This is a genomic window from Levilactobacillus yonginensis, assembly GCF_964065165.1.
Taxonomy (GTDB): domain Bacteria; phylum Bacillota; class Bacilli; order Lactobacillales; family Lactobacillaceae; genus Levilactobacillus; species Levilactobacillus yonginensis_A.
Window position 1 is genome coordinate 836719 of sequence record NZ_OZ061549.1, and the last position, 26670, is coordinate 863388.

The 26670-nt window shown below is 46.8% G+C and carries 27 protein-coding genes and 1 other annotated feature (1 of these 28 only partly in view); of the genes, 7 read left to right on the forward strand and 20 right to left on the reverse strand.

Going from position 1 to position 26670, the window contains the following annotated elements; genetic code table 11:
• Positions 1-169 (reverse strand) — a binding site (T-box leader); it reaches 44 nt to the left of the window's first position.
• A 23-nt stretch (positions 170-192) separates the two neighbouring features.
• The 4 genes from AB3Y94_RS04150 to ezrA form a co-directional block, all read right to left on the reverse strand.
• Positions 193-702: a peroxiredoxin gene (locus AB3Y94_RS04150; protein WP_367295149.1), complete on the reverse strand. Its 510-nt coding sequence runs from the start codon at positions 700-702 to the stop codon at positions 193-195.
• 275 nt (positions 703-977) lie between these two features.
• Positions 978-2195, reverse strand: a complete 1218-nt coding sequence (gene thiI / locus AB3Y94_RS04155; RefSeq protein WP_367295150.1) for a tRNA uracil 4-sulfurtransferase ThiI — start codon at positions 2193-2195, stop codon at positions 978-980.
• 20 nt (positions 2196-2215) lie between these two features.
• On the reverse strand, positions 2216-3361 hold the full coding sequence (locus tag AB3Y94_RS04160; protein ID WP_367295151.1) for a cysteine desulfurase family protein: 1146 nt from the start codon (positions 3359-3361) through the stop codon (positions 2216-2218).
• A gap of 148 nt (positions 3362-3509) precedes the next feature.
• On the reverse strand, positions 3510-5243 hold the full coding sequence (ezrA, locus tag AB3Y94_RS04165; RefSeq protein WP_367295152.1) for a septation ring formation regulator EzrA: 1734 nt from the start codon (positions 5241-5243) through the stop codon (positions 3510-3512).
• A 190-nt stretch (positions 5244-5433) separates the two neighbouring features.
• On the opposite strand from ezrA, the gene AB3Y94_RS04170 reads away from it, so the two are divergent.
• From AB3Y94_RS04170 to AB3Y94_RS04180, 3 genes are all read left to right on the forward strand, one after another.
• On the forward strand, positions 5434-5904 hold the full coding sequence (locus AB3Y94_RS04170) for a GAF domain-containing protein (protein ID WP_367295153.1): 471 nt from the start codon (positions 5434-5436) through the stop codon (positions 5902-5904).
• Positions 5905-6102: 198 nt separating this feature from the next.
• On the forward strand, positions 6103-6708 hold the full coding sequence (rpsD, locus tag AB3Y94_RS04175; RefSeq protein WP_367295154.1) for a 30S ribosomal protein S4: 606 nt from the start codon (positions 6103-6105) through the stop codon (positions 6706-6708).
• A 526-nt stretch (positions 6709-7234) separates the two neighbouring features.
• Complete coding sequence (locus AB3Y94_RS04180; protein ID WP_367295155.1) at positions 7235-7636, forward strand: Ltp family lipoprotein; 402 nt, start codon at positions 7235-7237, stop codon at positions 7634-7636.
• 65 nt (positions 7637-7701) lie between these two features.
• Here AB3Y94_RS04180 and AB3Y94_RS04185 read toward each other — a convergent pair whose 3' ends face one another.
• Together AB3Y94_RS04185 and AB3Y94_RS04190 are read right to left on the reverse strand one after the other, a co-directional pair.
• A complete protein-coding gene (locus tag AB3Y94_RS04185) occupies positions 7702-8742 on the reverse strand; it encodes an AI-2E family transporter (protein WP_367295156.1) in 1041 nt (346 codons plus the stop codon).
• A 66-nt stretch (positions 8743-8808) separates the two neighbouring features.
• Positions 8809-9408, reverse strand: coding sequence for a DUF1054 family protein (locus AB3Y94_RS04190; RefSeq protein WP_367295157.1), 600 nt, complete (start codon positions 9406-9408; stop codon positions 8809-8811).
• Between the two features lie 75 nt (positions 9409-9483).
• Between AB3Y94_RS04190 and AB3Y94_RS04195 the strand changes: the two genes are divergently transcribed.
• The 4 genes from AB3Y94_RS04195 to AB3Y94_RS04210 all read left to right on the forward strand — a co-directional run bounded on the left by AB3Y94_RS04195 (position 9484) and on the right by AB3Y94_RS04210 (position 12587).
• The gene (locus tag AB3Y94_RS04195; RefSeq protein WP_367295158.1) at positions 9484-9948 is read left to right on the forward strand and encodes a YueI family protein; all 465 of its coding nucleotides are present in this window, start codon (positions 9484-9486) and stop codon (positions 9946-9948) included.
• A gap of 50 nt (positions 9949-9998) precedes the next feature.
• Positions 9999-11252, forward strand: a complete 1254-nt coding sequence (locus AB3Y94_RS04200; protein WP_367296479.1) for a replication-associated recombination protein A — start codon at positions 9999-10001, stop codon at positions 11250-11252.
• A 472-nt stretch (positions 11253-11724) separates the two neighbouring features.
• Positions 11725-12012, forward strand: a complete 288-nt coding sequence (locus tag AB3Y94_RS04205) for a hypothetical protein (protein ID WP_367295159.1) — start codon at positions 11725-11727, stop codon at positions 12010-12012.
• 95 nt (positions 12013-12107) lie between these two features.
• The gene (locus AB3Y94_RS04210) at positions 12108-12587 is read left to right on the forward strand and encodes a universal stress protein (RefSeq protein WP_125681874.1); all 480 of its coding nucleotides are present in this window, start codon (positions 12108-12110) and stop codon (positions 12585-12587) included.
• Between the two features lie 347 nt (positions 12588-12934).
• Here the strand turns inward: AB3Y94_RS04210 and AB3Y94_RS04215 are convergent, their stop codons facing one another.
• From AB3Y94_RS04215 to atpD, 14 genes are all read right to left on the reverse strand, one after another.
• Positions 12935-13792, reverse strand: a complete 858-nt coding sequence (locus AB3Y94_RS04215; RefSeq protein ID WP_367295160.1) for a helix-turn-helix domain-containing protein — start codon at positions 13790-13792, stop codon at positions 12935-12937.
• Positions 13793-14146: 354 nt separating this feature from the next.
• Positions 14147-15757: a glycerophosphodiester phosphodiesterase gene (locus AB3Y94_RS04220; RefSeq protein ID WP_367295161.1), complete on the reverse strand. Its 1611-nt coding sequence runs from the start codon at positions 15755-15757 to the stop codon at positions 14147-14149.
• Between the two features lie 75 nt (positions 15758-15832).
• Complete coding sequence (locus tag AB3Y94_RS04225) at positions 15833-16975, reverse strand: D-alanine--D-alanine ligase family protein (RefSeq protein WP_367295162.1); 1143 nt, start codon at positions 16973-16975, stop codon at positions 15833-15835.
• A gap of 74 nt (positions 16976-17049) precedes the next feature.
• Complete coding sequence (locus AB3Y94_RS04230) at positions 17050-18018, reverse strand: DUF2785 domain-containing protein (RefSeq protein WP_367295163.1); 969 nt, start codon at positions 18016-18018, stop codon at positions 17050-17052.
• A 24-nt stretch (positions 18019-18042) separates the two neighbouring features.
• The gene (locus tag AB3Y94_RS04235; protein WP_367295164.1) at positions 18043-18894 is read right to left on the reverse strand and encodes an SPFH domain-containing protein; all 852 of its coding nucleotides are present in this window, start codon (positions 18892-18894) and stop codon (positions 18043-18045) included.
• A gap of 341 nt (positions 18895-19235) precedes the next feature.
• Positions 19236-19538, reverse strand: coding sequence for a glycine cleavage system protein H (locus AB3Y94_RS04240; protein WP_367295165.1), 303 nt, complete (start codon positions 19536-19538; stop codon positions 19236-19238).
• Between the two features lie 17 nt (positions 19539-19555).
• A complete protein-coding gene (locus tag AB3Y94_RS04245) occupies positions 19556-20761 on the reverse strand; it encodes an FtsW/RodA/SpoVE family cell cycle protein (protein WP_367295166.1) in 1206 nt (401 codons plus the stop codon).
• A gap of 95 nt (positions 20762-20856) precedes the next feature.
• The gene (locus tag AB3Y94_RS04250) at positions 20857-21081 is read right to left on the reverse strand and encodes a DUF2969 domain-containing protein (RefSeq protein WP_367295167.1); all 225 of its coding nucleotides are present in this window, start codon (positions 21079-21081) and stop codon (positions 20857-20859) included.
• 13 nt (positions 21082-21094) lie between these two features.
• Positions 21095-21385 (reverse strand): membrane protein insertion efficiency factor YidD, encoded by a 291-nt coding sequence (yidD, locus tag AB3Y94_RS04255; protein ID WP_367295168.1) that lies wholly within the window; start codon positions 21383-21385, stop codon positions 21095-21097.
• 22 nt (positions 21386-21407) lie between these two features.
• On the reverse strand, positions 21408-22412 hold the full coding sequence (locus AB3Y94_RS04260) for a rod shape-determining protein (RefSeq protein ID WP_367295169.1): 1005 nt from the start codon (positions 22410-22412) through the stop codon (positions 21408-21410).
• A gap of 441 nt (positions 22413-22853) precedes the next feature.
• Entirely contained in the window at positions 22854-24161 is a 1308-nt protein-coding gene (gene murA, locus AB3Y94_RS04265) for a UDP-N-acetylglucosamine 1-carboxyvinyltransferase (RefSeq protein WP_367295170.1), read from the reverse strand.
• A gap of 27 nt (positions 24162-24188) precedes the next feature.
• Positions 24189-24419: a DUF1146 family protein gene (locus tag AB3Y94_RS04270; protein ID WP_125681897.1), complete on the reverse strand. Its 231-nt coding sequence runs from the start codon at positions 24417-24419 to the stop codon at positions 24189-24191.
• 384 nt (positions 24420-24803) lie between these two features.
• The gene (locus tag AB3Y94_RS04275; protein ID WP_367295171.1) at positions 24804-25223 is read right to left on the reverse strand and encodes a F0F1 ATP synthase subunit epsilon; all 420 of its coding nucleotides are present in this window, start codon (positions 25221-25223) and stop codon (positions 24804-24806) included.
• A 13-nt stretch (positions 25224-25236) separates the two neighbouring features.
• Complete coding sequence (gene atpD / locus AB3Y94_RS04280) at positions 25237-26652, reverse strand: F0F1 ATP synthase subunit beta (protein ID WP_125681902.1); 1416 nt, start codon at positions 26650-26652, stop codon at positions 25237-25239.
• Positions 26653-26670: the final 18 nt, after the last annotated feature.

A 26670-nucleotide genomic window follows, 5' to 3' on the forward strand; every position in this document is an offset into this window, starting at 1 on the left:
CATGCCCCACTTAACATCGTTGTTAACGGAGAGTGCTCCGGAACGAACCTACTTCATTTCAGTTCGTCAGCTCACAAGCTACGTTCACGTGAACCAAGCGACCGGTTTCCAGCACCCCCGGCTCTCTAGACAACTTCGTTCTCGCTACTGACTTGTTCTTAGCTATTCTTAGATAGTCTACTCAACTTTTCCCTAAACGTCAACTCGGGGAACTAATTTTTCGAGGGCATCGATAGCTTCCAGGTAGTCTGGTTCGTCACTTTGTTCAGTGACCACTTGCCGGTAAACGATCTTACCCGTGTCATCAATGATCCAGATGGACCGTGCTAAATTCCCCAGGTTAGGAACGTACAAACCCATTTCGTAACCGAATGATAACTCTTCATCGGATAACAGGTCGACGTTTTCTACACCTTGAGCAGCACACCAGCCGGTTTGCTCTGCGATTGAATTATTTGAAATCGTGCAGAACCGGGCCGCTGGATAATGGTCCGCCTGTTGGGTAAACTTCCGCGTTTGTAGCGTGCAAACTGGCGTGTCGAGGTCGGGAACAACACTGATCAAAGTAACTTTACCAATTAAGTTGGCCGTTTTTACTTTCTTGTTTTCCTGATCAAATACTTTAAATTTAGGTAACTGATCCCCCACCTCTGGTAACGTGCCAGAGAGAGAAAATGTATCGCCGAGTCGTGTAACTTCCACGCAGATCAACCCCTTCAAGTTGTTTATCGGCTCTATGCCGATTGATTGCTTCAATTATCACGCAACATAGGGGGTCCTGACAAGCGTTTTGATACAAAATCACGAAAAACTCAAGTTTGTTCACTTACGCGGACTGAATTAACGATTCCAAACCTACTGAAAGGATTAACTAAAGGCTAACAGACCGCCGTTTGTCGCATATTTCAACTGTCCACGTTCGGTGTACAAAAAAGGATTTGAGACTTTGTCCCAAACCCTTCTGTCACACGCTAATCTTAAAGTAATTCTGCAAAGACGTCTTCATTTTGATTCAGGTAATTGTCTCCTGGGCGAATCTCCGTAACGGTGATGCCATCCAGTGCTTCCTTCATCAAGCCTTCCACGTCAATGTATCCTTCGTACTTCCGAGACTTTTCCAAGTCGGGATGCGTCTTAGGTGCCGGTGGCGTGAAGATGGTACAGCAGTCTTCATATGGCAAGATAGATAAATCATAGGTGTCAATATCCTTGGCAACTTTGATAATTTCCGTCTTATCCATGGACAGTAGTGGCCGCAGAATTGGCATCGAAGTCACATCATTGATGGCTGCCATGCTTTCCAACGTTTGAGAGGCCACTTGCCCCAGAGACTCTCCATTGAAGATCCCCTTAGCGTGACGCTTTTCAGCAATTGCCGCTGTCAGCCGGAGCATTAAGCGCCGTTGAACCGTCATCAGGTAGCCTTCAGGAACTTGTTCTTTAATAGTTTCTTGAATCTTGGTGAACGGTACCTGGATAAATTGAATACCACCAGAATACCCCGCTAACCGTGCCGTCAATTCCTTGGCCTTAGCCAAAGCTTGTTCCGACGTGTAAGGCGGGCTAAAGAAGTGAACCATATCGATTTTGACCCCACGACGCAATGCGTAGTAGGAAGCCACTGGTGAGTCGATCCCACCAGACAACATCATCACCGCTTTGCCACCGGTACCCACTGGCAAGCCACCGGCACCTTGAATCGTTTGACCAGATAGGAAGACCCCGTTTAACCGAACTTCAACTCGGAGTTCCAGGTCAGGATGCTTCATCTTGACCGTCAGCCCAGGCACAGCCTCGAGCAACGTACTTCCCATAATCTCGTTCATTTGATAGGTGTCGTACTGAAATTCTTTGTCTTGACGGCGGGTGTTGATCTTAAAGGTCATCCCCGGCTTAAAGACTTCTTTGACCATGGCTACCGCAGCAGCCTTAATCGCATCGATATCCTTATCAACCTTCACGGAAGGCGAAAAGTTTTCAATCCCAAAGACCCCTTTTAAACGGTCCATAACGGCAGCAGAGTCTGCCCCGTTCAAGGTCACATGTAGTCGGTCGTGTTGTGCTCTGACTTCTAAGTCGTCAAACTTACTCAGAGCTTTGCGAACGTTTTGGCCAAGTTGTTTGATGAAGTCTTTTTTGTTCTTACCCTTCGTCGACAACTCGCCGTAACGAACCATAATCTCGCTGTATTCCATGGCGCGACCCCTTTCGTTAATTAGCGTAATTTTGCAAACTGCGTGTAAAGCTCATCAAAGACTTGATTGAACTCTTCGGCTTCAGCCATCGTGTTGTGTTCATCCAGAGAAATCCGGACAGCACTCGTGGCAATATCGTCGTCGATCTTCATGGCTTTCAGCGTGCTGGATTCCATGTGCTTCTTCGATGAACAAGCACTCGTCGTAGAAATATAGATTTCATGCTGTTCAAACTCATGCACGATGGTTTCTCCTCGAACCCCAGCAATAGCAAAGCACAGAATGTGCGGAGCAAATAGTGGTGAATCTTTCGAGAAAATCGTCACGTTCGAGAATTTTTCGACATGATGCAGAATGGCCAACCGAATTTCACGTTGACGCTTAACCTTCTCATTCTCATCATCCAGCAAGAGCCGTAAAGCCTTTGCCATGGCGACGATCGCCGGTAGATTTTCAGTTCCGGAACGCAAATCCCGTTCCTGACCCCCACCAGTCATGAGTGGTGCAATCTTGCGCCCCTGACGTTTGTACATAAAACCAATCCCACGTGGCGCATGGAATTTATGCCCAGAAAAGGTCACAAAATCAACCCGATCGTTGAAAATATGGTCCATAATGCCCTTACCGATCCCCTGAACAGCATCAATGTGCCAATGAATCCGGGGGAAATCACGCATCACAGCAGCAATTTCATCCAATGGTTGGATGGCCCCAATTTCATTGTTCACGGCCATTGTGGACACCAGAATCGTCGATGGTCGAATGGCGGCCCGCAAGTCATCAGCGGAGACACGACCATTCTCATCAACCGGCAAGTAAGTGACATCAAAGCCCAGCGTCTCCAACTGTGCCATAGTGTTGTAAACAGCTGGATGTTCAACCTCGGTCGTAATCAAGTGGTTACCAAATTCGCGTTTAGCGATGGCTGTCCCTTTGATGACCCAGTTGTCACCCTCGGTTCCTCCACTGGTGAATAGAATCTCACTCAGTTTGGCACCAACGAGGTCTGCAATCTGTTGTCGCGACTGTTCAAGCAGATTGAAGGCCTGTTCACCAACGTTGTGTAGGCTTGATGGGTTACCCCAGAAACGTTCACTGACCTTGGCATAAGTATCAACAACTTCAGGCGCGGCCTTAGTCGTTGCACTGTTATCAAAATAAATCATACTGAACCCTCTTATCTTTTTCTATTGGTTCGACTCCGATAGAAATTCTTTTTCATTATAAACACAAATACCACCAACCACAAGCCTTTCACGCTAGACAGCAAAATGAAAAGGCTTACCCATATTTCAGTTTGGGTAAGCCTCCTCGTTAATCTTCTTCAGTTCGGCGCTTAGGCTTAGCCGTCCCTTTACGGGCATAGTAGGCATCCTCTAAGCGTTTGTACGAACCCGGTTCCACTTCATCAAGCACAGTTGCAATCGTCTCCAGTGCTTGGGCGTACTGGAAGTCGTGTTCAAACAATTGCGCCGCCTTTTCACTCGCCTCCGCCACATTGTCATGACTGGTTTGATAACGGTTAGCGTACTGCAACAATTGTTCAGCTAATTGTGAGCTGTCGATTAAATCTTCCGTCTTTTCACGAAGGGTATCTAAATCGGTTTGAATGATCAACAGTTGTTTGGTGATCCGTTCCATATTGATTTGTGGTTGATCCATGTCAGTAGCTAATTGAGCCACTTCGTCCCGCACCACAAAGAAGTAGTCTAGGTACTCCTGAGGAATGCCCGGAAGGTTCAGGTTTTCGACCTGACGACGTAAGCTATGTAGATCAAAATCAAATTGTTGTAAAGTGTCTCTGGCTTGCCGTTCTTCATCAGCCAACCCAGCCACACTCTTTAAGATGTCAGCCTGTTGCTCTTCAATCTGTTGCAAGTCCTTCTCCTGTTGTTGCTGGTGTTCCAAAATTACGGAGTACGTCGCCGTTTGCCCCGTCAGGTCCTGTACATCTCGTTGATACGTGCCATCAATGTTACGTAACTGCTCGTTGAGTTCACGCGCCGTTTCCAACTCTTGGTGATCCAACGTATAATTCTGGCTCAACCGGTCTAGCTCATTCAATAAAGCATGGCTCTGATTCTGGGCGTGACCAATAAACTTGGCAACGTTATCCAGATTTTGTTCAACCGGCGTCTTAGCATCGATCTCTGTCTGCATTAAATCATAGATTTGATCGATTTGTTTGGCGATGCGATCATTTACGACCTTGGCGTCGTCCGGCCGCAAATCACCTAACGTTGCCAAGTTTTCAGTTACATGACTGTTAATATCTGTCACCATCTGTGGCACATCCTGTTCACCAAAGTGGAAGTGCTGAGTGGTCAGTTGATCGTAACCCGATTTTAATTCTTTCAGTTGATCTGGGTAAACGACCGTTAAATCCTTATACAATGGTGGAATGGCTTTAATCAAGTCTTCGAGTTCATCGGTATCATTATCTAGTTGACTCAAGACATCAGCCGCTCGCTCGTGGTCCCCTTCTTGCGTTAACCGCGTAAAGGTATCGAAGTTGTCCTCCAATTGACTGAGCCGTTCTTCCAAGCCATCAATGCTGGGCCCAAACGCAAAATTCTTAGCCAGCAAGGTCTTGCGCAGCCCTTGATACTTTTGTTCCAAATCGTGCACGGCTTGGCGATGTTGTTTGTCCACCTCTTGCAAGCTAGCCAGTTTAGCTTGAACCGATTGCACGAGTTCATCAGTTTGGCTAACTAACAGGGTCACCTTGTTCAAGTCCTGCCGGAGTTGTACTAAATTGATTCCCCGTGAATCAGCAGTCAACTTAGTGAGTGCTTCATCGATGCGCGTAAATCGGTTCTCGGTAATGTCGGTGAAGTCATCTTCAAGTTGTTGATACTGCTCTAGGGACTGGCCAGTAAGGCTTAATTGCCCAACCAGTTCCAGCTCATCCGTTAAGGGAATAGCCACCATGGTTTCTTTTTTTGCGGTTAACGTCGCGACCTGCCGCCGTACCCGTTGCTGGTAGGCTAGCACGCCCACGTAGGCAACGATGGCAAGTATGACGATTCCGATTAACACACCTATCATATTGACCCCATCCTTCATCCACATTTCAACGTTTCATTCATGGGTTGCAAAACAGCCCAGTTAACTTTACAATTTAATCTAATTTCGATTATAGCATAAGTAACACTTGGGCTTCACTAGGTTTTCGTGATTCTCTGGCTGTTTTTACGATAATCGAATAATTTATGTACTAAACTTTGGAGGCCTTTCTATGAGTGACCCAATTAATCCTATAATTACGGAACAACTCGATGCACTGCTATATGAAGAAAAGAACTTAGTGGCGAATCTGTCTAACGCCTCAGCTCTGTTAATGCAAACGCTAGATGACGTCAACTGGACTGGCTTCTACCTATACCAACCAGAAAATGACGATCTGATCTTAGGCCCTTTTCAAGGAAACGTTGCCTGTGTCCACATTGAAAATAATCGTGGCGTCTGCGGAACCGCACTAGCGACTCAAGAAACGCAGCGGGTCGCAGACGTTCATCAGTTTAAGGGCCATATTGCCTGTGACTCTGCTAGCAACGCTGAAGTCGTGGTACCGCTAACCTTAAAAGATGGTACTAAGCTTGGTGTCATGGACATCGACTCCCCCACCAAGGACCGGTTCAGCGCCGCAGATCAAGCTATCCTCGAAGAGTTTGCCCAGGTTCTGTTGAAACACGTTGACAAGGACTAGGGTTTCTGGTTATACTGGTCGTTGTGTAAAATAATGCAGCGATAAGTGGTAAGCTCGTCAACAGATTGTTGCCGTTCCATTGGTTCAAGAAGTAACCTGCGGCTGCATACGGTGAAACTTGCAAAGCAATCTGCACGAATACTAAACTTATAAACAGCTTATTTTACTCCAAATAATATTTTATTGGAGGAACTATCTATGTCTCGTTACACTGGCCCAAGCTGGCGTATTTCCCGTCGTTTAGGGGTATCCCTTTCCGGCACTGGTAAAGAATTAAACCGTCGTCCTTACGCACCTGGTGATCATGGTCAAGGTCGTCGTCAAAAGTTATCTGAATACGGTACGCAATTGCGTGAAAAGCAAAAGCTCCGGTTCACTTACGGTATGACTGAACGTCAATTCTACAACTTGTTCAAGCGTGCTGGCAAGATTTCTGAAGGTACCCATGGTACTAACTTCATGATCTTACTCGAACGTCGTCTGGACAACGTGGTTTACCGTTTAGGTTTGGCAACGACTCGTCGTCAAGCTCGTCAATTGGTTAACCATGGTCACATCACTGTTGATGGCAAGCGTGTTGACATCCCTTCATACGAAGTCGAAGTTGGCCAAGTCATCTCCGTACGTGAAAAGTCCAAGGACATGGCTATCATCAAGGGCGCTGTTGAAGCCGTTGTTGGTCGTCCACAATACGTTGAATTCGACGCTGACAAGTTGGAAGGTTCCCTTACCCGCTTCCCTCAACGTGAAGAACTCGATGCAGAACTCGACGATTCTCTTATCGTTGAATACTACAACCGTTAAGATTTCGATTTTAATTGGTTTGAAGAAATCCTCGCCATTTGGCGGGGATTTTTTTATGCTGGGACAAGCGATATTCTTGGCATTGATTAAAATGACCTAATCTCTGTGATTGCTGGCCTTATCTGATTTCTATCTTCAGCGTAAATATCGTTCTAAGGGTTTTAAAAGCTTTACTTCGTGTATAATGAATCATGTACATTGGAGGTAGGCCTAAGCTGCGTTCTAAAAAAAATTACAATCTTACTTTATCCTGTCATTGCATTAACAGTCTATCACTCCTAATCAGCCTCTTTAATCTAATTTCAAGCTTCAGGTAACCAAGCCACACAATAGATTTCCTATTCCACTGTGAAGTCATAATAATTAGAACACATACATGTATCAAATCTTACATCGAATGTATTTCTTTTGTCCAAACACTGAAGACGTTAAAAGCTGTGAATACATACCCCCAATGAGGAGGCACCATTTTGAAAAGAATTGTCACTATCTCCATCACATTACTGACCACCCTGTCACTTGCAGCATGCTCATCCAGCAGCGAACCGCTGACTCTTCTTCATCCGAAACGTCTGAAACTACAGAAACTGTATCTTCTACTTCTAAAAAGAAAAATTCAGTTCCTGCAGAGTATGAAGCCGCATTAAGCAAAGCTGAATCCTATGCTGACTCCATGGACATGTCTAAAGAAGGCATCTATGAGCAACTAACCTCGGACGCTGGTGAACAGTTCTCTGATAAAGCTGCAACGTATGCGATGAACCATCTGACCGATGTCGATTGGAATGCAAATGCCCTAGCTAAGGCCAAGTCCTATCAAAAGGACATGCATATGTCTTCTAGCGCCATTCGCGATCAACTGACTTCAAGTTCTGGTGAGCAATTCACGGATGCTCAGGCCGACTACGCGGTATCCCATCTGAACTAACAAGTGCTTCAACCGACTAAAAATCCCCGCCAGCTGGCAGGGATTTTTATTTGTTACTTTGAAAACTACGCACCTTTGGACTCTGCCGACACGTGTTTGGGTTTCAACTGGACATCGAACACGTCCAACAAGAAAGCCACCAGTGGTACACCAACTAGTAATCCCCAAGCACCAAAGATCTGTTCACTCACAATTAACGTAATAAACGTCACAAAAATTGGCAAATTGGTGGCATTGGCCATCAACCGTGGATGCAGGAAATAGGATTCAAACAAGTGAATCAGCACAATGAGAACTAGGACCGCAATGACCCGGATAAGCCCTCCCGTGACAAAAGCTACAATGGTTAACGGAATCAAAGAAATCAAAACACCGGCCACCGGAATCAATCCCAAGAAGAAGACCATGATCCCTAAGATCAAGAGACTGGGCATGCCAATGATCCACAGGCCTAGAACCATCAGAATCGTATTGATTGTACAAATCAGGAGTTGTGTTTCAATCACTGTACCAAAGATTTGAACAAACTTCATAATCAATTGGCCCATGGGCACAAACAATCCTGCAAAACGACTCTTGGTGAAGGCATGGGCAAATACCTGTAGTTGCCCCTTCGTTAAATTAAAGATAAAACCGAAGAAGAAGGCCAACAGAATCGTCTCAACTCCCGAACTAAACCGCGAGATTTGGCCCAGCCCACTGGTAAATAGAGTCTTACCATTACTGATGACTGACGCATTTTGGGAAAGATTTTTCACCATTTTCGTAAACATTGTTTGCAACTGCGGATACGTTACGATGATTTTATCGATGGTATGGGGTAAGTGGGCCGCCTCCGATACCAGTGGTGGAATAATCTGGGAAAAGGCTGCCACCAGAACTGCCAGAAATAACAGATAGACCAGTAGCGTCGCCCACAAATGGTGCAGATGTAAGGACCCCTCTATTCTAGTAATAGCGGCATTCCCCAGATAAATAAAAATGATTGTGAATAACGCCAACGACAGAAACGCCCGCGCTTCCCAAGCAATCAAAATTAATAACACTAATGCTATGTAGAACGCAGTCAATGGATTACGCCACAACCGCTTCATCAATTCAACCACACAAACTCCCCCTCAAATTTTCTAAGTCATGATTGCTGTCACAAACTTATACGTATCATCCGCAATTCACACTTGAATCAACTGATCATACACTGGCAACAACGCCAGCACAGTGGCTTGAATCACGTGAACCTGTTCCGCTGGCGAAACCGTGAAGAAGTCACTCCCTCGCAGGAAATTCCGACCAACCTGCCACTCAGCATGCCGATTGGTTTGGGTCGCCATCAACGCTTGATAGTTTTCCCGATTCAACGGCACCCCACTATTTTTATCCGTGTGATCACCGCCACACGCAAAACCTGCTGGTAACTGTAACACGAGTTCTTCTTTTAACCCACTCAGCAAAGCCTGCCGATTCTTAGCCTCCTGCAACACTGCTAGCCAAACAAAGAACCGGTCATCCCAGAACCCAATTTCAAGGTGTGGTAACATCTTATACCCCCGTTTAGAAGTGCTGAAGGCCACCCACGTATCAGTCGGTGGATTTTTGGTTCGCCGCCGATGCTGTGAAACGTGGTCATAGATGGGCACCGCCAACTGGGCGAAGGTTTCTTGTAAGTCCGCCACTGTGTCTAGAAACTTAGGATCAATCTGAGCTTGAATCTTTCCCAACCGTCCTGGTAACGTCGGGTCGTCAAAAATGTGAAAATCTTGATCCAGGTACATGCCAAAGCCTCCTCGCTGAACGTGACTCTAATTCCATGTTATACTGGTAAGACTAATTTGAAAAGAGGGAACTGTATGGCTGAGAAGAGTCAAATGGAACAACATTTACAAAATTCTGTCTACGGCACACCGAAAATCAACCCAGATGAGCAGCGACATTACCTTGGAACTTTCCGGGAACGCGTCTCGCTGGCGATGACCATTGCCGAGGTAACTGACCGCAAAAATTTAGACGCTTTCATCACTGAGATTTCCGCTCATCCAGACTTTCAGGTTATTTTAAACGGCCACATTAACCAGACTGATTTGGGTCCGTACATGAAACTGGCGAGCCAACACAACTTAAAATTCACCATCAAACAAGACGAAATTTATGGTGTCAACGACACTGATTTGGGATTAGTCGTTGCCAGTGACCATGCCATCAACGAGAATCCCATTTTGCTGCCTAAAAAATACCCTGTAAACCGGAGCCTGACCACTACCAAATCTAAAACACCTGCCAAGACCTCCTGGCTCGATAAATTATTACATCACTGAAAATTGAGAAAGGAGTCCCATTTGTGGCTCAACACCCATTAGCCTACCGCATGCGACCTCGAAAACTTGAAGAAGTCGTCGGCCAACAAGCATTGGTCGGTCCGGGTAAAATTATTGCTCGGATGGTTGCGGCCAAGTTACTATCATCCATGATTCTTTACGGACCACCTGGCACTGGTAAAACCAGTATCGCCAGTGCCATTGCTGGTTCAACTAAATATGCCTTTCGTAAGTTGAATGCTGCCACGGATACCAAAAAAGATCTCCAGGTCGTTGCAGAAGAAGCCAAGATGAGTGGCACCGTAATCCTCTTGTTAGATGAAATCCATCGACTGGACAAAACTAAGCAAGACTTTCTGCTCCCCCACCTGGAGAGTGGGCGGATTATTCTAATCGGGGCGACGACGGAGAATCCTTATATCAACATCAACCCCGCTATTCGGAGTCGAACCCAGATTTTTGAGGTTCACCCACTGGCACTAACCGACATTCAAACCGCTCTCCAGCGCGCCATCGACGACGAAGAACGGGGGCTGGGTAAATTACCTCTCGCAGTGGATAACGATGCACTGGCCTTCATGGCTGGCGCTACCAATGGTGACCTTCGTAGCGCCTTAAACGGTCTGGAACTTGCGGCCCAATCCACCCCACCCGATGAGAACACCGGTAAAATTCACGTGACCCTCGCGGTGGCTGAAGCCTGTTTCCAACGTAAGGCACTGATTGGTGATAAGAACGGAGACGCTCACTATGACGTTATTTCAGCGTTTCAGAAGTCCATCCGCGGGAGCGACACTGACGCCGCCCTACACTACTTGGCTCAATTGGTTGCGGCTGGAGACCTCCCCGCCATCTGTCGCCGACTAATGGTTATCGCTTATGAGGACATTGGCTTAGCCAATTTACCGGCCGCCGCTCGAACGGTCCAAGCAGTCCAAGCAGCGCAACAACTAGGGTTGCCCGAAGGTCGGATCCCCCTGTCCGACGCCGTTATCGAATTGTGCCTCTCGCCCAAGTCTAACTCGGGGATTGCTGCGGTCGATGCTGCTCTAGCTGACGTTCTAAACGGCCACAACGGCGCGGTTCCAGATCATCTAAAAGATGCCCATTATAGTGGGGCCAAACAACTGGGTCATGGTAACAACTATCAATTCCCGCATGACTTTCCAGGTGATTGGGTCAAGCAACAATACCTCCCTGACACCTTGAAGCATGCTGAGTACTACCACCCCAAAACCAATGGTCGGTTTGAGAGTCAATTAGCCGAGCAGTATCGCAAACTCCGAGCTGCTAATCAAAATTGATAAATTGATATTTAATCTTTTGTATGCTAGTATACAAGTAGTTCTAAGGTGTACGCGTTGTCTCACTACAAGTTGCCGAACAAGTAATTCTTAAACGGGATCGCAAGATGCTTGAGAACATGACATGCCTTTTCACTTGGAAGTCAGACGCTCTTGCTAGCTTTCCCCCCTGCATTGTCATCGCGGGTCAACATGACTGGACAATTAACGGCACCACTTAGATCAACCAAAGCTTTGCTTTGAGGGCCATTCCATTGAATGGTCCTTTTCTTTTGGAAAAATTTTACGGCGCTGTGCTGACTGTTCACGAATTCACACTTTGTCGCCCCAAACATCTAAAATTCATGTATACTTAAACCTACTTACGTGAGCGACTGGTCGGTATTTCACTAATTGCCATCAAATTTGCAACCGGTCTCCCCACGTTACCTCAACTTTACCTAACGCAAAATATTTAAGGAGGATCCATCTCTTGGCTATTACAATTTTAATGATTTGTTACACCCTCTTGGCCTTTGGTATCGGCTGGTACCTGTTCAGCCACCGTGCACGCCCCTTCCTGGTCTTCCACCCAGAAACGACTCCCGCCCTCAGCCGGGTCGTTACAGCTGGCGGGCTTATTCTGATGCTACTAGGGGTTGTGGCAGCCGCCGCCACCATCATCAATAACAGTATCTTCTTAGCCAGCACCTTACTGGTAGGTGTTGTCATTATTATCGTCCTACAACTAATCCTGCTACATTGGTTCCCCAAGGGGTAACCGTTTACAAATTTGTCACCTTTTTTGTCATTTCGCTGTTTTTTTCATGATAAATAACGTATGATAAGAGTATAAAGTAATGAGAGGTGAACAATATGTTACAACAATACAAGCACATTTTAGTTCCAGTTGACGGTTCTTACGAAGCAGAATTAGCCTTCAAGAAAGCAGTCGCTGTTGCTAAGCGTAACGATGCTGATTTACATCTCGTTCACGTTGTTGATACGCGGGCCTTCCAAAACATTTCTAGCTTCGATACCAGCATGGTTGAACAAGTCACGGAAACTGCTAAGAAGACGCTCGACAAGTACGTGGCTGATGCTAAGGCTGATGGCTTAAAGAGCATTGACTACGCTATCGAATATGGGGCTCCTAAGACTATTATCGCTCGCGATGTTCCGCGGGATAACGACACTGACCTGATTATGATCGGTGCTACTGGTTTGAATGCCGTTGAACGGCTCCTGATTGGTTCCGTGACCGAATACGTTACTCGGACCGCTGTCTGCGACGTTATCGTTGTTCGGACTGACTTGGACAACCAACCCGCTAAGGTTTCTCGTCCAGAAGCCTAAGTTAATTTTGATAAATCCAACACCGTTGCTCTGGCAGCGGTGTTTTTTTGTCGTTGTCACGCATCAAATTGCCGCCTGCGGGTACGTCCTCATACCGCGGAATTCATCAGTTCCCAAATCGGCCCCATGACGTAAACTGTCACACCTCAACAGCTAACGTCATTGACACTGCAGTCCGTTGCCCCAGCACCCAGCGGCCGGATTAATCCATGATAGTTTTATCTAATCAACTAAACCCGTCCATTTAGATTTTCCGCTTCAATAACTACCCGCAAATAGTTAACAACTACAAAAACAGCTCGCGGAACGCGATCCACGAGCTGAGTGATTTCAAATTAATTAAGGCGTTACTCCAACAGGGTTGAGCCCACTGCTGGAGCCAAACGTTCCTGTAAGGCCACATTGTGCGTCACTAAAGCCAAGGTCTTCGCAATCATCAAACTCCGCTTAGCGGCTGCTTTAGACATCAAAGCTTGTTCTGCCTGTCCTTTTACTTCATACAAGACATCGATCAGGTAAAGTGAAGCCTGATGCTTAACCGCGGACAAGGCTGCTTCCACACTTTCAATAACTAATTGTGGCAGTTGCAATTCCAAGTACATCTTAGCAATTTGATAACGAGCCCACACTAAGCGCTTAAAGGTGGCTTCATCATGCCACTCAAAATCATCCAGGTAGGTTACGGCTTCGTTCAAATAATAGCGGGCCTTATCCAATTCTTGTCGAGACAAGTAAGCACTCGCCATCCCTACGTTCCCCACAATGGCATACAGATCCCAAGGCATCTTGAATGTTTTGTGCAATAACAGGTTAAAGTGGAAAATCGCTTCATCTGGCCGATGATGGGCCCCCAGCTCAACGAACCCCCGGTAGTAGTGGTAACGTTCCCGGTCAAATGAGTTCTGAACGTTAGTCATTTCCAGCTTCCCCAAGAGGCTAGCAGCCACTAAGTAATCCTCCCGCCGGATTGCCACGGAAATGGCTTCGAACTGTTCATCCATCCCACTTCCGAGACCAGATAAAACGTCGCTTAATGAAATGTTCAAACGCCGACAAATCTGCAGGATAATTTTGATACTAGGAACCTTGTTTTTCTTTTCCATCAGGCTAACTGTGGCCTGTGTACAGATACCATCGGCTAGTTCCTGCTGGGATAAATTCTTTTGCTTACGATATTGTTTCACTTTACTTCCTAATAATCGCATGTGCTCCTCCTCGCGTATGGTAACGTTGGCAGTGGCTGTTTTTTCTGATAAAGCCGAACATTACTCAAATTACGAGCGGCAATTATTTTTAAGTATAAGACGTAATAATCGCTAAATCCCTACCCCGGAATATAAATGGCCTAGTCCGGTTGCCTTTATCATTAAGTCTAATAATAAGGGATTTCTAAGGGATTACAAGCAATATACTAGATTATGAAAGAACTCTAATCTGTCTAGGCCGTTTCTTCATTTCACTACAAATAAATTTATAATCAGTCACTATTAGTCCGAATTTATTCAAAATACTAATTGTCTAAGTTCGTATATTGCCCATTCAATTGATTATCCATCAATCTATGCATAGCTAAAAATGAAGTTTTGTAAAACTGCCCAATTAGCACGCCACGGTTCATCCGCCAAGACTCGCTGAAGTCGACTCACTTCATTGGTAATTTGACCGTCGGCCCCCAACGCCCAGCTCCGGGTCATCGCTGAAACCGAGTCCGGCGTCCATAAGTATGCCGATGCCCCCATACGATGGGCTGCCCGAATAAATTGATGACTAACCGAAATCTGCTGAAAAGAATAGAAATCGGCGGAGACCGAACGTGGTGCCACCCAGTTAAAAGGCGTAATATATCTTACCCGTAACTGAGGCACCCGTTGCCGTAATTGACGAACAACGCGATAATCCAGTGAATGGACAGCATCGTGATCCGAAATCAACCGGGAACCGTACTCGCGTGCAAAACGGGCCACCATCCCCGGTGAATCCTGCGGAGTCGTCTTAATTTCAATCAATAACCTTTGGTGAAGCCGCTCGGCTGTTTGCAAATAGGTGGACCAGCCCACCAAATGGTCCTGATAGCCATTCTCGTGCACTACTAGCCGTTCTAGCTGTGCTTGTGTCAATTGATGTGGTCTGACATTTCGCTTGGCTAAGACCTGTAAATTCTCATCATGGAGCACAATCCAATGATGGTCTCGCGTTTCATGAAGGTCCATTTCGACGTAATCCGGATGATTCCGCTGAACGTGGCGAAGCGCTCCCAACGAATTCTGGACACCAACCCCCTGGTCGACGCCACGGTGACTGATGGTCAGTGTCCGAGCAAACTGTGGTTGTTGCTGAACTGTTTGCCAAACCACACCACCGACAGCGACCCCCACCAGCAGAAGTAGGCCCGCCTGCGACCACGGTCTGGTCGTTGACTTCACCTGGGCGGAAACGGCCGGTTGACCACACCAGCACCATACCAGGGTCACCGTCAGTAAGCCGACTCCAACCAAATATCCCAGCAGGACCACAGCAAGGGACCCATTCAATAACCAATAAGCAATCTCCCGACTAACTGCTAAGGCTCGATTGATCACAACCAACCCTTCTGCTCCTATGAACCAGAAGCTGCTGAGGATCACACAGACGCTGAGACCCGCCGCCATCTGCTTAACCGTTCCTGGCTGAGAGCCAGGTGGCAGGGCACGCCAAAAATGTACCGGGCCCCGTAATAGAAAGTAGCCCGCCAAACCACAATAAATCAGCGCAACAATTGTCAAAACTGGGCGACGATTTAAGCCGACAAAGTTAATCCACTCGGCGGGTAAGGCAATTTCTACAAGGAACCGGCTACCCAAGCCCCACATGCCAAATGGTAACGCCAACACCGCCAGCGCGAGTAAGCCACTGACCCACCTTACCCAATACTTGGCAACCAAGCTGCCAGTTAGCCGCCAACTTGGTACTCGACTCGTCACCAATCCCAACGCAAGTCGAGTCAGCTGACCAGCCGCTAGTACCCCCGTCAAAATAACCATGACAATTGTCAACCAGCCGGCGTTAGGTAGCTGCCCCATCAATCGCAGACTTAACCCACCCAAGACTAAGCCTAGCCAACCTGATAGCAACCTCGGATTCACAAGACCAAACCGCCAGCTCCGGCACAATTCTTGCCACCATTCACGCACGTTTCACACCTCCCCTTTCAATCGTTCAAAAAAGCCGGCAGGAACGTCTCCGTTCGCTACCGACTAACTGGTGATCTAGTTCTTAGGCTTATAAGTAGAAGCCGCTGAGTTGTCGTCCAATGGAATGAAATCATAAGCCAATTCATCTTGATAATTGAATTCGTTCATGGCGTATGAGATCAACCGATCGATCAAGTCCTCGTAGCTAATACCCGTTGCTTGCCACAATTGTGGGTACAGACTGATGTTCGTGAACCCAGGTAAAGTATTGACCTCACCGACGTAAGGCACACCATCCTTGGAAACCAAGTAGTCGATTCGCGCCATTCCCTTAAGCCCTAAAGCAGCATAAGTTTGCAGACCCATTTGCGTAATTTCCTTAGTCAGGTTTTCAGGCAACGTTACGGGAACTTCGAAGGTCACACCACTGGCATCAACGAACTTGTTGTTGTAGTCGTAGAAAACGTCCGACTTGGGTACCCGAATTGCACCGAGCTTAGAAGCCAGAGGCTTTTCGTTCCCCAAAATGGAAATTTCAACTTCTTCAGGACCGTCAATGGTTTGTTCCACTAGGACCTTAAAGTCATACCGGAAAGCATCTTCGATACCGTCTTCAAATTCTTGTTCGTTACCAGCCTTATGGATTCCCACGGAAGAACCCTGGTTGGCTGGCTTGATGAATACGTTATCACCCAATTTAGCTTGGACGGTTTTGTAGTCAAAGTCCGCGCGATTCTCAGGGGTCAACACCAAGTATTTCGTGTTCCGGATACCGTGCGCCGTTAAAACTTGCTTGGTCATATCCTTATCAAAGGATACAGCTGATGCCAAGACGCCACTCCCGACAAAGGGCTTTTTCAACAGACGGAAAAGTCCTTGGATCGTGCCATCTTCACCCAAGTTACCATGAATGATTGGGAAAAAGACATCAATATTCTTTGCTTGGGATAAATTCCAAATGGGTGCCAATGGGTTTGCAGCGTCTACCTTCGTCTGTTCCTCAGCCGCAACTTCTAATTCATCCTCGCCATCAAATACGCGCCGGGATGCTTCGTCACTCAGAACGAACCCATCACGCGTCAACAAGAATAAACTAACGTCGTAGCGGTCCTTATCCATTGCATCATAGATGTTATGAGCCGAACGCTTCGAAACATCATGTTCAGAGGAATTTCCACCGAATAATAGACCTACGTGTAGCTTTGATTTTGTATCCATTTTGTCACTCATCCTATCTCGTATATTTCGGTTAGCCTTCAGTATACCATTTCTCAAAATAATTTAGAATGAAATTATCCTAAAAAATCAATGGATGAATTCAAATAATCGCGAATACTCTTGGGGAGGTCGCCATGAAGCCGTAGCGCGTCCAGGAGCCGTTTCCGGTTAAAGAACCGATTCCAGCCAGCAATGGTGTCTGGACGGCGGTGCATCGCCACTCGCTGCCGCCACTGCTTTAGGGACAAGAGAAATGCCTCCTCGTAAAGTGGATGACGGTTCACTAATTCAACAAAGTACGTCGCCATCCGGTCGTTTTCCCCATAGATCAATGGCGTATTCAGTCGCTTAACACGTTCCAATAAGGTCATCATCAGGAATAGCTTGTCAGCTCGCGGTAACGATTCATTGCCAGCTAGCACCGCCAGTAGGTCCGTCGCAGCGGAGAAGGCGTGCGCCCACCCCTGTTGGTTCACAAACCCTCGCGTATCTATCTCTAGACAAATGTAAGTGGCCGCTAGTAGAACTGTGTGACGGAGTTCCTGTTCCCCATAGCTATCAGCTGGCACAAAATGGAGAATTGCCGCCAGCATTGCCACCCGGGCGGCTCGACCAAAGACCCCCACATTAGCGGGCTCTAGGATGTGGCTAAACAGCCCATCTGGATTCTGCAGGCTCTCCAACAAAACATGCATCTGGTTGGAATCAAACGCATCCTGTTGTAACGCGTCGTAGACAGTGAAGTTGATGCCTTCATAACGCACCTTAGGATCGGTGGAAGATAGGTGTGCTAATAACAGATCCAGCTTTTCTCCCGTCAGGGTCACCGGAACATTTTCTTCCAGTTGATGCCGCATCCCTGTCAAAATGACAGCAACACCATCATCGTCATCCGGCAACGTGACCGCCGTTCGCCGGTGGCGGTGAACATCATCCATCAGTTTACCCAATCGTGTGCTGAGAGATTGGTAGACATCTCCAACTCTGACTTGATCATTGAGTGCGGTAAGTTCCTGCATTAACGTTCCTATCTGTTCATCCATCGAGCATCCTCCATTAATTTATGCTTACTCGGCAACCTTACCCGTATTGATCACCGGTTGTGAGCCACGTTCATTGATAATTGAAACCATCATGTTATTGATCAGTTGAATTTTTTGATTGTCCGTTAAGTTCAGGCTTGTTTCCGCCGAAAGCCGTTCAATGGCACCTTCCGTAATGGAAACGGCCCCTTCCACAATAATTTTTCTAGCAGATAAAATAGCTTGCGACTGTTGTCGTTGCAACATGGCGGACGCAATTTCAGTGGCATAAGCCAAGTGTGTCAACCGCGTTTCCATGATTTGAACACCTGCAACGTCTAACCGCTCTTGCAATTCTTCGGTCAAATGATTGGAAACTTCCGTTGGGTTGCTCCGCAACGTTAACGCTTCCCCATCCCCAAAGTTATCGTATGCGTATTCAGAAGCCACGTGCCGAATAGCTGATTCGCTTTGAATCTCAACGAATTGTTCGTAGTCCTCTACAGCAAACAGGGCCTTACTGGTATCCACCACCTTAAACACAATCACAGCGGCAATTTCAACGGGATTACCTTGGAGATCATTGACCTTCAAAATGGCACTGTTGAAGTTCCGGACCCGTAAAGACACCGTCACTTTGTTCGTCAACGGAACGGTTAAATAGAGTCCAGCCTCCCGAATCGTCCCAATATACCGACCGAAGAAGGTTAACACCTTCGACTGATTGGGGCTAATAATCGTCAGACTGCTAGCAGCTAAAATTGCGACAAAAATCAGAATGACTGCCAAGACAACCAGCTGGGCCGTTGCAAGCAGGTATCCTCCAACAACCAGCAACGCTAAAACTATAATGAGGCCTAAATACCCATTAATATGAAACACATTCTTTTCTGCCATATGATTCACCCCATTCACTTAATTTTGATTCTGCTAACTTACATGTCTCTAAGAACGTGGGACAAACGGCGGTTAGTCAATGCACATTAAACCCTGGCCTTGAATTGTTTGTTTATCGAGGTTAAACCGAGCTGACTGCCCGTTGTCGCACGTTTCGCCCATTTACGTTCGGAGCACACCGCGGGTTTGAGACTTTTATCCCAAACTCAACTGGCCACCTTCATTATACCCGACTCAGGTCGAATCCCCTAAGAAGGTTACATATTTTAGAAAATCCGCGGAACAAAAAAGGCCGGCCGGGCTCCCCAATGGGGGGCCGGCCGGCCTTTTAATCGATGACCCTAGTTTTCTTGAACGTCAACAAACCAAGCTGCATCGATATCGCTACCGTTTAAGGCATCGAAATCGCTTGCTAAGGCAGCATTAACGGCAGTTACTTTACCAGAAACTGGGCTAGGAATGTCAGAAACCGCTTTGTCAGCTTCAACGCTTAACAGGTTTTCACCCTTCTTCACGTCGTCCCCCACTTCGGGCAACTTCGCAAACTTAACCGTCCCTAATTCGTCTTGGCCTTCAGAGGTCAAACCAATTCTCGTACCATCGTTAACAGCCTTGGTCCAGAAATACTTTACCATTTCACTCATGTGTAAACATTCTCCTTCTACTTAAACGATTCATTACGACTAAACATGTAACTCTTATAATGATACCGCATTGACATGATTAAGCCAATCCCAATCAGGTTCCCAATCAACGCGGATCCCCCTTGACTGACGAATGGTAACGGAATACCAGTCAATGGTAGGAGCCCAATACTCATCCCAATGTTTTCAAACACGTGGAAGAGAATCATCATAATGACCCCAGTTGAAATGTAAGCATAGAATACATTCTTAGTATCAAACGTGACCCGAATCATTTGATAAATCAAGAGGAAGTACAGGAAAATCAAAGCACAGCCGCCGATAAAACCGAAATTTTCACCAATCACGGAAAAAATCATATCGGACTCACGAACTGGCACGTACACGTGTGAGACGTTGAATCCCGTTCCGAAGATTCCCCCGGAACCCACGGCCTTCATGCTCTGCCAGAGCTGGTAGCCTTCATTAGATGTATCTTGAGCAGGATGTAACCAGGTGTCGACTCGAGAGAATTGATAGGCCTGGAACCCAAATTTCTCCAGGATCTGACGCCCACCGTCCGTGGTGACTAAAGCTAACGCCCCACCACCGACTACGGCAATGGCACTAAACGCTGGTGCGATAATCTTCCAAGTGATGCCAGAAACCAAGATGACCCCACCAACGATGGCGAAGAACACTAACATGGTCCCAAAGTCATTTTGAAGTTTCAATAGCACCGCTACCGGTAACGTCCAGAGAATCAATTTCCCAATCAGTAACCAATCAGACCGCACTTCATGTGTTGGAAATTGATTATTATGTTCGGTAACCACTCGCGCCAGCATTAAGATAAAAGCTGGTTTCATGACTTCAGATGGCTGAAAGGTTAGTGAACCAATCGCAAACCAACTCCGCGCACCGGTATTCGCAAAATACGCACGACTGTAGAAGACCAGCACCGCAATGAGCAGAAAGATTCCTAGTCCATATAGAACTGGCGCCACCTTCCAAAGTTGCTCTGAATCAAATTGCATAATAATAATGATGGCGACGGTTCCAATCACGTACCAAGCTAACTGGGATACCACGGCGGAAGTAATACTGGTTGCACTACTGTCGTGGGTCGCCGCCACGTAGATGGAGGCTAACCCAATCAACGCCAACATCAGGATACAAAAGATAATCCCCCAGTCGATGCGTGACTCGCTGTCGCCCCGCTTTTCTGTCGCATTCTTTGCCACAATGATTGCTCCTTAATCAAAACTAAGATTTGTCTTAATTATAAAGGCCGAAGTGAAATTCAACGTTTCGCTCCGGCCAACTTTACTAAAATTTATTAACCGCGATGCAGGTGGTAGTCCCGCAACAGGAGCTCAACACCTTCGTCGACGGACTTGACCCGGTAGACGTCCCCATCGTTCAATTGGGCCTCAAACCGATCTTCATCCGGTGTAACGGTCCCAATGGTTTCGGTCCCGATTTTTAAGACGGACATACTGCCACCATCTGGTAGCTTCTGTTCATCGATTGTGACTTCGACTGATTTTTCTCGTTTACTCATGCCAACTCTCCTTTTATTTTACGGGGGGTTCATCCAACTTCATTGCCTCACGGTAAGCACGTTCGGCTGCAACGTTACGTTTCAAAGTGAAATGATCCGGTACTGGATCAATCCCACCTCGTACTAATGGCTGGCAACGTAAAATTCGCGCAATTCCCATTAAGCTTCCCTTAAATGCCCCGTGCTTCTCTAGCGCCTGCAACATATAGTTTGAACACGTCGGATAATACCGACAGGTCGGTGGAAACAGCGGTGAAATGAACCGTTGATAGCCCCGAACCAGAAAGCGTAATAGGTGACGCATTGCCAGCCCCCCTTTTCACAAATTAGTTATTTTCTTTAGCTGTCTTGGTATCCATGTGTTCCAAAAGGACTCCCGCACCTTTGGCCACGTTGTCCAATGGATCTTCGGAAATGATGACGGGAACCGTCAAACGTTCTGAGAACAACTTGTCGATGCCATCTAGCAAGGCACCCCCACCGGTTAACATAATTCCCCGATCAATGATGTCCGCAGCTAATTCAGGTGGTGTCGTTTCCAAGACCGCCTTGGCTGCCGCAACGATTTGTTCTACCGTATCGTGGATAGCAACTTCCACTTCGGCTGCCGTAATGGTGGTCTCGGTTGGCATCCCGCTCACGGAGTCGCGACCACGAACTTCCATCGTCTTCTTTTCATTCTCAGGTTCTGGATAGGCCGTCCCAATCTTAATTTTAACCGTTTCGGCCGTCCGTTCCCCAATAATCAAATTGTGGTTGTGCTTCATGTAGTTCACAATTTCAGAATTCATCCGATCACCGGCAATTCGAATTGAGCGGCTGGACACAATGTCCCCCAGAGAAAGAATGGCAATGTCACTCGTTCCCCCACCCATGTCGATCACCATGTTACCACTTGGCTTAAAGATGTCCATCCCGGCACCCAACGCAGCAACCTTAGGTTCTTCTTCCAAATAGACCTTGGCGCCACCGGATTTCTCGGCAGCCTGAACAATGGCCTTCCGTTCAATCTCAGTAATGTTCGTTGGTGCACAGATCATGATGTTGGGCTTAGATAAGAAACCTTTGACACTTAATTTATTGATAAAGTAGGAGAGCATAGCCTCGGTAATATCGAAATCAGAAATGACCCCATCCTTTAACGGACGAATTGCCCGAATGTTACCAGGAGTCCGGCCAACCATCCGGTAAGCCTCTGAACCCACTGCCAAAACCTTGTCAGTCTTCGTGTCAATTGCAACGACGGATGGTTCATTTAATACAATACCTTTGCCGACCACGAAGATTAAAACGTTCGCAGTACCCAGATCAATTCCAATATCTTTCGCCATACTTATGTGTCCTCCTGATTTTTCTGCCAATTTTCAACATTTCATTATACCATAAACGGCCCGAACTCTAAATGGTTTCTCACAGAGATACAGTCAATTTACGGAGGTATTATTGTTGGGAATCTTTTCCAAAATGGCGTTTGCGTGTAAATGCCAGTCCAACTGATTTTAACTTCAATTCTAGCGCAAAAGCGTGACACCCTACCGTTACCGGCCGCCAGTTATGGGCTTACACCGTAATCCTTTGCTAACTATCAGCAAAACTTCATCAGATTGTCGCGTTATACCACAATCAGAGCCAAAAGCGGTCAGAGCTGCAGCCAGCGTGCGACCAATTTCCATGAATTTAGTACTATCGGTGGATTGAAGCAAACCGCTCACCCTGCAACCTTTAGTCGCCAAAATAAAAAGGCGGCTGATTACGCCACCTCTAAATGATTGCTAGTTATTTACGTGGGAGTTCTTTAAAACTACCGCGTCGTTATCCGGTACGGAGACCCGCTTGATCTCAGCACCGAGGGCCGCTAACTTCTTGTGGAAGTCATAGTAACCACGGTCTAAGTACTTCAAATTGGTAACCTGAGTATACCCATCAGCGACTAATCCAGCCAAAACGAGAGCCGCAGCTGCTCGTAAATCAGTAGCCGCCACCTCAGCACCATTAAAGTCGGTTGGGCCGTGCATAACGACCGTCCGTCCATTAACTTGGTACTGGGCATTCATCCGCCGAAGTTCTTCCAAATGCATGAACCGGTTTTCAAACACCGTTTCCGTCATGGTACTGGTTCCACCAGCAGCTAATTGTAGAACGGTCATTTGCGGTTGCATATCAGTTGGGAAGCCGGGATAAGGCAACGTTTTGACGTCTGTTGCTTCTAAGTGTTCTGGGCCGATAACCCGAATTCCACCGGGTTCTTCGGTAACCTGAACACCCATCTCCTGCATTTTAGAAATTAAAGGCTTGTTATGTTCAACGATACCATCCTTGATCAACACGTTGCCGTGGGTCACGGCAGCACCGACCATAAAGGTCCCTGCTTCAATCCGATCCTGAACCACACTGTGTTCAGCGCCGTGCATCTTAGCAACCCCATCGATCCGCAGGGTTTCAGTCCCAGCACCGCGGACATTAGCACCCATTTTGTTCAGGATGTTAGCTAAATCAACAATTTCAGGTTCACGGGCAACGTTATCGATAACAGTCGTCCCCTCAGCGAGACAGGCAGCCATCATGATGTTTTGAGTCGCACCAACACTTGGGAAGTCCAAGTAGATGTGTGTCCCCTGCAGACGGTCAGCAAAAGCTTCAATATAGCCATCATGCTGTTCAATTCGAGCACCCAGGGCTTCTAAGCCCTTCAAGTGTAAATCAATTGGTCGCGTACCAATGGCACAGCCACCTGGCAACGCAACCCGGGCATGACCCAACCGAGCCAACAATGGCCCCATGACAACGATTGAAGCGCGCATCTTCGAGACATACTCGAATGGTGCTTCACTAGATACTTGCTTAGTAGCATCAATGGTGACTTCACGCTTACCTTCGTTAAAATCAACTTTTAAATTCAGGAAGCGTAAGACCTTGTTCATCGTATAAACATCTGACAAAACCGGAACATTTGCTAAGTGAGTGATGCCATCTGAGGCAAGAATAGACGCAGCTAAAATAGGCAAAACGGCATTCTTGGCCCCTTCAATATGGACCACACCAGTTAAGCGGTTCCCACCATGAACGATAATTTTTTCCATGGGATACCTCCAAAGATTATTAAGGGTCTACCGTAACAGGTAGCCCAGGTTACGAACATTATCGATGAAGTCCAAGAAGAACGAGCTACACCCAAATCCGATGGCAACCGCTAACATCACGATCAACACGCGAGATTGACGAGGGTAAAAAGTCATTAACCGCTCAATATGGAGTGCTGATATTGCCCAAAAAGCCAGAGCAATAAACGATAAATGACTGACAATTGTTAAGATACCCTGTAGCCCGATGAGTCTCATTACCTCAATCCTTCCTAAACATTCCCACTAACTATAGCATAAATTCTTACCCTTGTCCTTGAGATTCCCATAAAATCAGCGTTTGTAATATTACATTTAGCCTGGTTAAGCTTATTAATTAACATATCCCTTGGACTAACCTAAAAATGCCTTAAGATTTTGGGAAATTAAGTCGTTATCCACCGAGCCATGCTTCCATTCACATTGGCTCGGCCAAAATACGCGTTAAAGTCTACCAGACCAACGGACTCTGCTTACTTCACCAAATTGAATCTAAACGGACTTAGGCAGGAAGACCCTAACCTAGTGCAAACCAACAACTAAAAAAGCGGCCTCCCAACTGGGAAAACCGCTTGCTAACATTTTAAAAAAATATCAACTCTTTTAGTGCTTGGCAACGTTGATCCGGTTAACAGCTCGCCGCAACGCAACCTCTGCCCGTGCAAGGGTGTCGGTATCGTGAGCTTCCTGAGCCTTCTTGATCGTTGCTTCAGCCCGCTTCCGAGCATCTTCCGCCCGGTTAACGTCAATATCGTCTTGACGTTCTGCACTGTCTGCAACAATGGTCGCCACGTTATCAGAGAACTCGATAAAACCGCCGTTAACGGCAATTTCATCTTCACTATCTCCGTGCTTAACCCGTGCCTCATCGACAACGAGTGACGCAATCAAGGGAACGTGATTAGGTAAAATACCTAATTCACCAATGGTCGTCTTAACAACGAGCATATCACCGTTCTCTTCATACACCTGGCCATCAGGGGTAACGATACTAACAGATAACACTGATTGATTATCAGCCAATTAGAATCCCTCCCTAGTTGTTGGCAACGGCGTCATTCATCTGCTTAGCTTTAGCAATGGCGTCTTCAATGGCACCACAGTTCCGGAAAGCATCTTCTGGTAAGTCATCGTACTTACCATCAAGAATATCCTTGAAACTCCGAATCGTATCTTCCAACTTGACGTACTTCCCGTCCATACCCGTAAATTGAGAAGCCACGGAGAATGGTTGTGACAGGAAGAATTGAATCCGCCGAGCACGGTTAACGATTGTTTGTTCTTCATCGGATAATTCATCCATCCCTAAGATCGAGATGATATCTTGCAATTCATGGTACCGTTGCAAAACGTGTTGCACTTCGGTAGCAACTTCATAGTGTTCTTGACCGATGATTTCAGGGGCCAAGGCAGTAGAAGTAGAAGCCAATGGGTCAACGGCTGGGTAGATCCCTTGTTGCGTCAAAGAACGTTCCAAGTTAGTCGTTGCGTCCAAATGGGCGAAGGTCGTAGCAGGAGCTGGGTCGGTGTAGTCATCGGCAGGCACATAAACGGCCTGGATAGAAGTGATTGACCCCTTCTTGGTTGACGTAATCCGTTCCTGCAATTGACCCATTTCAGTAGCCAACGTTGGTTGGTAACCAACGGCTGAAGGAATCCGACCCAACAGGGCAGAAACTTCAGAGCCGGCTTGCGTGAACCGGAAAATGTTGTCGATGAACAACAGCACGTCTTGACCCTTAACATCACGGAAGTATTCCGCAATCGTTAAACCAGTCAAGGCAACCCGCATCCGAGCACCAGGAGGTTCGTTCATTTGACCATAAACCATGGCCGTTTGCTTCAAAACTCCAGAGCCTTTCATTTCCCAGTACATGTCGTTACCTTCACGAGTCCGTTCACCAACACCGGTGAAGACGGAAATCCCGTTATGGCCTTGGGCAATGTTATGAATTAATTCTTGAATTAAAACGGTCTTACCAACACCGGCACCACCGAACAACCCAATCTTCCCACCACGAACGTAAGGTTCGAGTAAGTCAATAACCTTGATCCCAGTTTCCAGGATTTCAGTTGTAGGGTTTAATTCGTCATACTTTGGTGCGTCACGGTGAATTGGCATCCGTTCTGCGTCTGGTCCAAATTCGGCACCGCCGTCAATTGGATCCCCGAGAACGTTGAACACCCGACCTAAAGTATCGTCACCAACAGGAACAGAAATAGAAGCACCAGTGTTTTCTACTTCCAATCCCCGGCGAAGACCATCAGTACCGTCCATGGCAATCGTCCGCATAACCCCGTCACCTAATTCCAAGGCAACTTCAGTTACAAGGATACTACCATCATCTTTTTTGATGTTTAGGGCGGTGTTGATGTCAGGTAATTCATCGTTCAACGGGAATTCAACGTCGACAACAGGTCCGATAACTTGAACAATTTTACCAGCACTCATTATTCGTTAATTCCTCCC